Annotated in this window: 8 protein-coding genes; 5 read left to right on the plus strand and 3 right to left on the minus strand. The window is 71.1% G+C overall.

The window, feature by feature from the left end; genetic code table 11:
- The first annotated feature begins 8 nt into the window (after positions 1-8).
- A complete protein-coding gene (locus N865_RS14005) occupies positions 9-926 on the plus strand; it encodes an LLM class F420-dependent oxidoreductase (RefSeq protein ID WP_034807083.1) in 918 nt (305 codons plus the stop codon).
- Here N865_RS14005 and N865_RS14010 read toward each other — a convergent pair.
- Positions 907-1,542 carry a 2'-5' RNA ligase family protein gene (locus N865_RS14010; protein WP_084328242.1) on the minus strand — a complete coding sequence of 212 codons (636 nt, stop codon included), beginning with the start codon at positions 1,540-1,542 and terminating at the stop codon, positions 907-909. The genes N865_RS14005 and N865_RS14010 overlap by 20 nt on opposite strands.
- 3 nt (positions 1,543-1,545) lie before the next feature.
- Positions 1,546-2,253 carry a TetR/AcrR family transcriptional regulator gene (locus N865_RS14015; protein WP_245603768.1) on the minus strand — a complete coding sequence of 236 codons (708 nt, stop codon included), beginning with the start codon at positions 2,251-2,253 and terminating at the stop codon, positions 1,546-1,548.
- A 67-nt stretch (positions 2,254-2,320) separates the two neighbouring features.
- Here N865_RS14015 and N865_RS14020 point away from each other — a divergent pair, with 67 nt between their 5' ends.
- Together N865_RS14020 and N865_RS14025 are read left to right on the plus strand one after the other, a co-directional pair.
- Positions 2,321-3,466 (plus strand): acyl-CoA dehydrogenase family protein, encoded by a 1,146-nt coding sequence (locus N865_RS14020; RefSeq protein WP_034807085.1) that lies wholly within the window; start codon positions 2,321-2,323, stop codon positions 3,464-3,466.
- Positions 3,466-4,224, plus strand: coding sequence for an SDR family oxidoreductase (locus N865_RS14025; protein WP_034807087.1), 759 nt, complete (start codon positions 3,466-3,468; stop codon positions 4,222-4,224). The genes N865_RS14020 and N865_RS14025 overlap by 1 nt, the downstream gene beginning before the upstream one ends.
- A 198-nt stretch (positions 4,225-4,422) precedes the next feature.
- On the opposite strand, the gene N865_RS14030 is transcribed toward N865_RS14025, so the two are convergent.
- Positions 4,423-5,556, minus strand: a complete 1,134-nt coding sequence (locus N865_RS14030; RefSeq protein ID WP_051510585.1) for a baeRF3 domain-containing protein — start codon at positions 5,554-5,556, stop codon at positions 4,423-4,425.
- 311 nt (positions 5,557-5,867) lie between these two features.
- Here N865_RS14030 and glgX point away from each other — a divergent pair, with 311 nt between their 5' ends.
- Positions 5,868-8,036, plus strand: a complete 2,169-nt coding sequence (glgX, locus tag N865_RS14035; RefSeq protein WP_034807088.1) for a glycogen debranching protein GlgX — start codon at positions 5,868-5,870, stop codon at positions 8,034-8,036.
- Positions 8,033-10,327: malto-oligosyltrehalose synthase (gene treY, locus N865_RS14040; RefSeq protein WP_034807091.1), on the plus strand; the 2,295-nt coding region annotated here is incomplete at its 3' end. The genes glgX and treY, both read left to right, overlap by 4 nt.

Here is a 10,327-nt window from a genome sequence, read left to right on the forward strand (position 1 = left end):
ATCGATGGATGCGACTCGGACTGCAGGTCTCCCATTTCAGCTGGCCCGACGCGCCGGCCTCCATCGGCCCGACGTTCGGCCGGATCGCCCGTGACGCGGAGGAGGCCGGCATGGCCAGCCTCTGGGTCATGGACCATTTCTTCCAGATCAGCATGATCGGCCCGCCCGAGCTCGAGATGCTCGAGGGCTACACAGCGCTCGCGTTCGCGGCGGGCCAGACCTCGCGGATCGAGCTGGGGACGCTGGTCACCGGTGTCACCTACCGTCACCCCGGCATCCTCGCGAAGACGGTGACGACCCTCGACGTCCTCTCGGGCGGCCGCGCGTGGCTCGGCATCGGCGCGGCCTGGAACGAGGAGGAGCACCGGGGCCTCGGGGTGCCCTACCCGCCGCTCAAGGAGCGCTTCGAGCGCCTCGAGGAGGCGCTGCAGATCTCCCTCCAGATGTGGTCGGGCGACGAGAGCCCGTATGCCGGTCGGCACTACACGCTCGAGCGCCCGCTCAACAGCCCTCCCGCCGTTCGCCGGCCCCACCCGCCGATCCTCATCGGCGGCATGGGGGCGAAGAAGACCATGCGGCTCGTCGCGCAGTATGCCGACGCCTCGAACTTCTTCGACGTCGGGCCGCAGGGGCTGCGAGCCGCCTGCGATGGCCTGCGAAGCCACTGCGACGCCGTGGGCCGCGACTACGGCGCCATCACCAAGACGGTCCTGACCCGGATGAGCCTCTCCGAGTCCGGGGGCACGGACCCGTCCGGCGCCCCGACGGTCTCGGTTGCAGCCGCCGTCGACCACCTCGGACGCCTCGCCGAGGCGGGCATGGACGACGCGATCCTCGGGATGGCCAACCAGACCGACCCAGCCGCGTACCCGCTCGTCGCCGAGGTCGTGCGCCAGGTCGAGGGGATCACGTCCGCGGATCGCTGACCGGCACCGACACGGCCCGAGCAGCCGGCGTGACGACGTCACGCCGGCTCGGGCCGACCATCCCGTCCTGAGGCCCGAGCGGCCAGGACGCCAGGACTCGGCAGCCGCCCTGCTCGTACCACGCCAGGTCGAGGCGCTCGGCACGACACCGGGCCGGGACGAGCTCGCCGAGCAGCCGGCGCGTCGATGCCTCGGAGACGCTGTCGGAGACGCTGTCTGAGACGGCGTCGAGCGTGAGGTGCGGTCGGACGTCGGGGAACTGGCCGGCATACGGCGGACACTGCGGGAAGGCGCGGGCCAGGCGGGCGGTGAGCCGGCGGAAGGGCTCCTCCGGCTCGGGCACGAGGTGGATGATCCCATTGGGGAAGGTCGCGACCCGGGCGAGGACGAACTCGAACGGCTCGGTCTCCCGGAGGATCTCGAGGATCGAGTCCCTCTCTGGGCCGCCGATGGCCTCGGGTGGGAGGAAGGGCCCGAGCGCGGTCACGTGCGCGTGGACGTAGTCGGGGTCGGCCGACACGTAGTCGGCGTCGTAGTGCGCGGTGCGCGCCCGGACGAACGTCTCGAGCTGCGGCACCGGCACCTGGAGGACGGTGTGGCCGGGGTGGGTGGCCACGGGTCAGGCGTCGGGCGGCGGAGCTGCGGTGTCCGTCGCAAGCCGGGCCGTTCGACGGGGCTCCGCTGCGCCGACGAGACGCAGGGCGAGGGCCGCGTTGGTCGCCCCGATCTGCGCCGGGGTGCGCTTGATGGTGGGGGAGTACCACCGGGCGACGTCGACGACGATCGACAGGAGCGCGAGGGCCGTGTCGCCGACGTCGTCGATCGCGAACTCGCCGGAGGCCACGCCCCGCTCGAGGACGTCGCGGACGAGCGCGTCCATCTCCTTGCGCAGCGCGAGCACCTCGGCGTGGTGCTCGGGCGTCAGGTGGTGGTGCTCGTACTGGACGACCCGGGCCACCTGGTACTGCTCGACGTGCCACTCCGAGAAGCGAGCCATGAGGCTGGCGAGCTGGCCCGGCGGGGCGGGCGACGCCGCGATCGCGGCACGCAGCTGGCGTAGGGCCGACTCGTGCCCGGTCCGGCTGAGGTTGAAGAGCAGCTCCTCCTTGGACCCGAAGTGGACGTAGACGCCGGCCGGGCTGAGGCCCGCGCCCGACGCGATGTCACGCGTCGTGGTCGCGTGGAAGCCCTTGTCGGCGAAGGCGTGGGCCGCGGCCTGCATGAGCCGCTCGACGGTCGTCGCCTCGGGGTCGCTGAGCAGTCCTGTGCCGGCCCGGAGGTCCGCCTCGAGGGCCGACGAGGCGGGGGTCGGTGTTGTCTGCGGCACATTGACAGCATGCCGCAGCGGCGTAAGACTAAGCAAGCGCTTAGTCACTGTGTCTTGGAGGTCAGCCATGCCCCGCAACATCTACGAAGAGGACCACGAGGCGATGCGCGCCTCAGCGCGGGAGTTCGTGCACCGCACGCTCGCCCCGCGCGCCGAGGAGATGATCGCGTCCAAGTCGATCCCGCGGGACATCTGGAGGGAAGCCGGCAAGCAGGGCTTCTTCGGCTTCGACATCCCCGAGGAGTTCGGCGGCGCGGGCGTCGACGACTACCGCTTCAACGCCGTCATCGCGGAGGAGATGTCGCGCTTCAACGCCGCGACGAGCTCGTGCTTCGGCATCCACTCCGACGTCTGCCCGCCCTACATCGTCGACCTCGGCACCGAGGAGCAGAAGCAGCGCTGGCTGCCCGGCATGGCGAGCGGCGACCTCATCTGCGCGATCGCGATGACCGAGCCCTCCGGCGGCTCCGACCTCGCAGCGCTCAAGACGACCGCCGTCCGCGACGGCGACGGCTGGGTCCTCAACGGCTCAAAGACCTTCATCACCAACGGCTACCAGGCAGACCTCGTCATCGTCGCCGCGCGGACCGACGCGTCCAAGGGGGCCAAGGGCATCACGCTCTTCATGGTCGAGCGCGGCATGGAGGGCTTCAACAACGGCCGCAAGCTCGACAAGGTCGGCATGGACGAGTCCGACACGGCCGAGCTGTTCTTCGAGAACGTCCGGGTCCCCGACGAGAACCGCCTCGGCGAGGAGGGGATGGGGTTCATCGCCATGATGCAGCGCCTCCCGCAGGAGCGCGTCGGCGCGGCCGTCTCCAACGTCGCCCACGCGAAGGCGATCCTCGAGGAGACGATCCAGTACGCCAAGGACCGCAAGGCCTTCGGCCAGTCGATCGGCGCCTTCCAGCACAACAAGTTCCTCATGGCCGAGCTCGTCACGAAGATCGAGGTCGCCGAGGCCTACGTCGACGACTGCGTCATCGCGCACGCCGCCGGCACGCTCTCGGCCGTCGACGCGGCGAAGGCCAAGTGGTGGAGCTCTGAGATCCAGAACGACGTCCTCGACCACTGCGTCCAGCTCCACGGCGGCTACGGCTTCATGAACGAGTACCGCGTCGCCCGTGCCTGGCGCGACGCCCGGGTCACGAAGATCTGGGCCGGCTCCAACGAGATCATGAAGGAGCTTATCGGCCGGGACCTCGGCTTCTGATGGGGGCTCACGAGGGAGCGGTCGCGATCGTCACGGGCGCGAGCCGCGGGATCGGCCTCGGCATCGCCGAGCGCCTCGTCGCCGAGGGCGCCAAGGTCGTCATCACGGCCCGTCGGTCCGAAGCCCTGGCGGAGGCCGTGGAGCAGCTCGGCGGCCCGGGCAACGCCATCGGCATCTCGGGCAACGCGGCCGACGAGGCCCACCAGGAGGAGGTCATCGCTGCGGCGCGTGACACCTTCGGCGGGCTGCACCTGCTCGTCAACAACACCGGCATCAACCCCGTCTACGGCCCGATGCTCGACACCGACGGCGACGTGGCCCGCAAGATCCTCGACGTCAACGTCGTGGCGGCGTTCTCCTGGATCAAGAAGGCGGTTGCCGCAGGCCTCGGCGACGACGCCCACCCCGGCGCCGTCGTCAACCTCGCCTCGGTGGCCGGCCTGGGCGCCTCGGGGATGATCGGCTGGTACGGCGTGTCCAAGGCGGCCCTCATCCACCTGACGACCGAGCTCGGCCACCAGCTCGGACCCGACGTGCGCGTCAACGCCGTCGCCCCGGCGGTCGTCAAGACGAAGTTCGCCGAAGCGCTCTACGTCGGCCGCGAGGAACAGGTCGCCGCGGCCTACCCCATGAAGCGGCTCGGCACCCCCGAGGACATCGCCGGAGCGGTGAGCTTCCTGCTCAGCTCCGACGCCTCGTGGATCACCGGCCAGACGCTGACGATCGACGGTGGGGTCACGCTCGGGGGCGCCCTCTGAGCTGTGGCCGAGGCGCCGGCCCAGCGGCATACCCCTGACCACGGCCGCCTCCCGGCGGCTCAGCTCCCTGCCAACCGAACGCAGCGTTCGTCGTCGAACTCACTGCTCTAGCGCTGAGTTCGACGACGAACGCTGCGTTCGGTCGGGGGTCGGGGGGGTGGTGGGACGGTTCCGGAGCCCTCTCGGTAGCGGACCCTTTCAGTAGCGGAGGAGGACGGCCGCGGGTCCGTCGGGGCCCGACGGGACCCCGAAGGGGACCACCCGCCCGCGGTGGCGGACCGTCTCGGCGAGGGCGGCATCGAGGGCATCTCCGGAATCGGTCGCGGCCTCCGGGTCGAGGAAGAGCGTGTCGACGCGGCCCTCCCGCGCCGCCGTGAGGATCAGGCCCGGGTCGCTCAGGGTGCGGCCGGTGCCGGCGACCTCGCGGTACCGGTCCCGCAGGTGCTCCTCGCGCTCGGCGAAGTGGTCGGCGAGGAGGGCCCAGGCGGCGTCGTGCAGCTCCTGCGGTGTCCGGTGCTCGGGGTTGCCCTCGATGGCTTGGTCCCAGACGGCTGGGTAGCGGCTCGCCGCCCGGTAGACCGGCAGGTAGTAGCCGACGCAGGCGAGCACGAGCGGCTCCGAACGACCACCGAGCCGGTCGACGAGCGGGTCGTCCACCGCCCGGAACCAGCGCGCGAGGGCAGCCTTGTCGTAGTCGGCCTCGTTGCCCTGCCCGTGGAACTGCGCCTCACCGCGGCCGTTCTGCCGTCCGACCGAGTGCGACTGCCCGTGGCGTTCCATCTCCTCCTGCGGGATGGCGGCCTCCATCGAGGCGGGGATCGCGCCGAGATCGAGCTCGTCCATGCCGTCCCGGGTCCCGTGGAAGAGCCGGACCCCGTTCTGGGCGAGGGCGAGGACGAAGAAGGCGCCGTCCGGCGCGAGCAGCGGCAGCAGGGGGCGCAGCCGGAACGCAGCCCCGACGGCCACGCGGTCGTCGATGGCGACCGGGAGGCGGAAGCCGGCGCTGAACCCCGGTGCCGCGAAGAGGGCCAGCCCCGGCCCCTGGTGCTGCCAGAACGACGGGTCGTTCTCGAGCACCCGGATCGGGCCGAGGAGGTCGCCGATGGCCCGGTCCTCGAGGCCCGCGTCCTCGAGCCTCTGGACGACGTCGCGCAACAGGGTCCGCAGCCGTGCCGGTCCCTGCCTCGTGTCGGGTCCGAAGACGCTCGTCGGCAGGTAGACGGAGACGCAGGGACCCTCGACCTCGCTCAGCCTCAGCAGGTCGCCCTCGGTCAGCAGGCCGACGTCGACCTCGCGCGGCGTGCCAGAGGCCTCCGGCAGGTGCATGTTCATCTCGGGCTCCTCTCCGCGGGCACGACGGACGTGCCCCACGCCTCCCATGGCAGCACGGCCCCGACCGTCGGGGCAGGGCCCTAGGTCCCGGCCACGCGCGGACGGGCCCGACGCGCCGCGACGGCCCAGCGGCATACGTCCCGTCGCCGCGGCGCACTCCCGTGTGTCATGGCACGGCTTGCGCGCGCCCGGGTCGGGCAGGCAAGAATGGCGACACTGCGGTCGGCGTGGTCCGCGCGTCGCCGCGCGACCCGCGCGGCGCCGCGGCCGTGTGCTGGTGCCCGGTCGTGCATGTCGACGGAAGAAGGCTCATGGAGATCTGGCCCGGCAAGCCCTACCCCCTCGGTGCCACGTACGACGGCACCGGGGTCAACTTCGCCGTCTTCTCCGAGGTCGCGGAGCGGATCGAGCTCTGCCTCGTCGACGACGACCTGAAGGAGACCCGGATCGACCTGCCCGAGGTCGACGGCTTCGTGTGGCACGGCTACGTCCCCTACGTCCAGCCGGGGCAGCGCTACGGCTTCCGCGTCCACGGACCCTACGAGCCGACCGCCGGGCACCGGTGCAACCCGAGCAAGCTCCTCCTCGACCCCTACGCCAAGGCCATCGAGGGGCAGGCCGAGAACGACCAGTCACTCTTCTCCTACACCTTCGGCGACGCCGACCCGGCCAGCACGACGAAGGTCAACACCGACGACAGTCTCGGGCACACGATGCTCTCCGTCGTCATCAACCCGTTCTTCGACTGGGGCGACGACCGCCCTCCGCGTCACGAGTACCACGAGTCGGTCATCTACGAGGCCCACGTCAAGGGCCTGACGCAGCTCCACCCGGAGGTCCCCGAGGAGATCCGCGGCACGTATGCCGGCATCGCGCACCCGGCGATGATCAACCACCTCAAGGCGCTCGGGATCACGGCCATCGAGCTCATGCCCGTCCACCAGTTCGTCCAGGACTCCGTCCTGCTCGACCGCGGCCTGTCGAACTACTGGGGGTACAACACGATCGGCTTCCTCGCGCCGCACAACGGGTATGCCGCCGGCGGCCAGCGCGGGCAGCAGGTCCTCGAGTTCAAGGGGATGGTCCGGGCCCTGCACGAAGCCGACATCGAGGTCATCCTCGACGTCGTCTACAACCACACGGCCGAGGGCAACCACCTCGGCCCGACCCTCGCGTTCCGGGGGCTCGACAACAACAGCTACTACCGGCTCGTCAGCGACGACCTCTCGCACTACTACGACACGACCGGCACGGGCAACAGCCTGCTCATGCGCAGCCCGCACGTCCTGCAGCTGATCATGGACTCGCTGCGCTACTGGGTGAACGAGATGCACGTCGACGGCTTCCGCTTCGACCTCGCCGCGACGCTGGCCCGCCAGTTCCACGAGGTCGACAAGCTGTCGGCGTTCTTCGACCTCATCCAGCAGGACCCCGTCGTCAGCCAGGTCAAGCTCATCGCCGAGCCGTGGGACGTCGGCGACGGCGGCTACCAGGTGGGCAACTTCCCGCCCCTGTGGACGGAGTGGAACGGCCGGTACCGCGACGCGGTCCGCGACTTCTGGCGCGGCGAGGGCGGCGCCCTCGGCGAGTTCGCCTCCCGGCTCACGGGGTCGAGCGACCTCTACGAGCACTCGGGACGGAAACCGATCGCGTCGATCAACTTCATCACGGCACACGACGGCTTCACCCTGCGCGACCTCGTCTCCTACAACGACAAGCACAACGAGGCCAACGGCGAGGGCGGCAACGACGGGGAGAGCCACAACCGCTCGTGGAACTGCGGTGCGGAAGGACCCACGACCGACGCCGGGATCCTCGCCCTTCGGGCCCGGCAGCAGCGCAACTTCATCGCGACCCTCATGCTCTCGCAGGGCGTCCCGATGATGAGCCACGGCGACGAGCTCGGCCGGACCCAGAACGGCAACAACAACGCCTACTGCCAGGACAACGACATCTCCTGGGTCCACTGGGCCCTCGACCACGACGACCAGCAGCTGCTCGCCTTCACGCAGTCGCTGATCAAGCTGCGCCAGGAGCACCCGGTCTTCCGCAGGCGCCGGTTCTTCGCCGGCAGCGCCGACCACGGCGGCGAGAGCGAACTCGGCGACATCGCCTGGTTCATGCCCAACGGCGAGCACATGGACGACGAGGCGTGGTCCAACGGCCTCGCGAAGTCCATCATGGTCTTCCTCAACGGAGCGGCCATCCCAGAGCCCGACCCGCGCGGCCACCAGATCCTCGACGACTCGTTCCTCGTCCTGTTCAACGCGCACGTCGAGCCGCTCTCCTTCACGATCCCCGACAAGGAGTACGGCGCGCGTTGGCTGCCGGAGGTCGACACGGCCCAGATCGCGGTCGGGGCAGATGAGCTGGAGCCCGGCTGGCAGACCAAGGTCGAGGCGCGCAGCGTCGTCGTCCTGAGGTGCCCTCGTGAGACGACGAGTCCGGTCGCGGGAGTGGCGGAGGGTGCCCGGGCGTGACCCGCCGACCGCCGCCCGTCTCGACCCACCGGCTCCAGCTCGAGCCGGGGTTCACGCTCGACGACGCGGTGGCGCAGGTGGACCACCTCGCGTCGCTCGGGGTCTCGCACCTCTACCTCTCGCCGGTCCTCCAGGCGTCGGAGGGGTCGAGGCACGGCTACGACGTGGTCGACCACACGCGCGTCGCCTCCGGTCTCGGGGGCGATGCCGCCTTCGACCGCCTCGCCGACGCCGCTCGCGCGGCGGGTCTCGGACTCGTCGTCGACGTCGTGCCCAACCACATGACAATCCCGACCCCGCTGTGCCTCAACGCCCCGCTCTGGCACGTCCTTCGCGACGGGACCGAGTCGCCGTATGCCGTGTGGTTCGACGTCGACTGGGACGCGCAGGGCGGCCGCATCCTCCTGCCGGTCCTCGGCGGCCCCGTCGAGGAGGTGCTGGTCGCCGGCGAAATCACGCTCGACCGTGAGGGCGACGAGGACATCGTCCGCTACTACGACCAGGCCTTCCCGGTGGCGTCCGGGACCGCGGGTATGCCGCTCGGCGAGCTCCTCGAGGCCCAGCACTACCGCCTCGCGTCGTGGCGGTCGGGCGACACCGACCTCAACTACCGGCGGTTCTTCGACGTGACATCCCTCATCGCCGTGCGCGTCGAGGTGCCCGAGGTCTTCGACGCGACCCACGCGCGCCTCGTGCGGATGGTCAGGTCGGGCCAGGTCGACGGGCTGCGCATCGACCACCCCGACGGGCTGGCCGACCCGGAAGGCTACCTCGAGCGTCTCGCGGAGGCGACGGACGACGCCTGGGTCGTCGTCGAGAAGATCCTCGAAGGCGACGAGCAGCTGCCCCGCCGGTGGCGCACGGCCGGGACGACGGGCTACGACGCGCTCCTGCGGGTGGGCGGAGTCTTCGTCGACCCGGACGGGGCAGAGCCGTTGACCGCGCTCGCCGATGAGGTGGTCGGCGAGCACCAGGACCTCGGCGCGCTGGTCGCCGATGCGAAGCGCTACGTCGTCGAGCACGTTCTCGTGGCCGAGGTGGAACGGCTGATGCGGGTCCTCGTGCAGGCCCTGCCCGACGTCGACCCGGGAGCCGCGCGTCGGGTCATCGAGGCCCTCCTCGTCGGTATGGACCGCTACCGGATCTACGTCCGGCCCGGGCGCGAGCGGTCCGGGCTCGAGGCGGTCGCACTCGAGGAGGCCGCGCTCCGAGGCGCGGGTGACCACCACGCCTCGCTCGACCGTGACGTGCTCGCACGCCTCGTCGACCTGGCCCTGGGCGAGGGGCCGGTGGCCGACGCGAGCGCCCGCGACGAGTTCGTCGTCCGTTTCCAGCAGACGTGCGGTCCCGTTATGGCCAAGGCGATCGAGGACACCGCCTACTACCGCTACGTCCGCCTCACCGGACTCAACGAGGTGGGTGGCGAGCCGGCCCACCCCGCCTTTGCCCCCGCAGACTTCCACTCGTTCGCCCAGAGCCAGCTCGGCGAGTGGCCGACGACGATGACCACGCTCTCGACCCATGACACGAAACGGTCGGAGGACGTGCGGGCGCGCCTCTTCGTCCTGGCCGAGCGCCCGCAAGCCTGGGCCCACTGGGTCCGTGAGGCGCGCCGGCTCGCGGACCCGATCCGGTCGGACGCGCTGGACGCGCTGACCGAGTACTTCCTGTGGCAGACCGTCGTCGGCGCGTGGCCGATCACCGAGGACCGACTCCAGGCCTATGCGCTCAAGGCGATCCGTGAGTCGAAGCTGCACACGCGGTGGACGTCGCCTGCCGAGGCCTACGAGGCCGCGGTCTCGCGCTTCGTCACGGGTGTCGTGACGACTCCCGACGTCGTCGCGCACGTCGAGGCGTGGGCGGCCGCGACCGCGGTCGAGACGCGCGCCAACACGCTCGGGCAGAAGCTCGTCCAGCTGACGATGCCCGGAGTGCCTGACGTCTACCAGGGGACCGACCTCGTCGACCTCTCGCTCGTCGACCCCGACAACCGCCGGCTCGTCGACTACGCCGAGCGTGGCCGCAGGCTCGCGCGGCTCGACGGGGGAGAGGCTCCTGCCGACCTCAGCGACGAGAAGCTCCTCGTCACGGCCACAGCCCTGCGCCTGCGGCGGGCGCTGCCGGGCGCCTTCGTCGGTCCGGAGGCGACCTACGACCCGCTCACGGGCGACACCGAGCACCTCGTGGCCTTCGCGCGCGGGGACGCGTCGGGCCCCCGGGCGGTCACCCTCGCCACGCGACTGGCCGGCCGGCTGGCGGACCAGGGCGGCTGGGGGCGCGCCACCGTCGCG

The sequence above is a fragment of the Intrasporangium oryzae NRRL B-24470 genome (assembly GCF_000576595.1).
Taxonomy (GTDB): domain Bacteria; phylum Actinomycetota; class Actinomycetes; order Actinomycetales; family Dermatophilaceae; genus Intrasporangium_C; species Intrasporangium_C oryzae.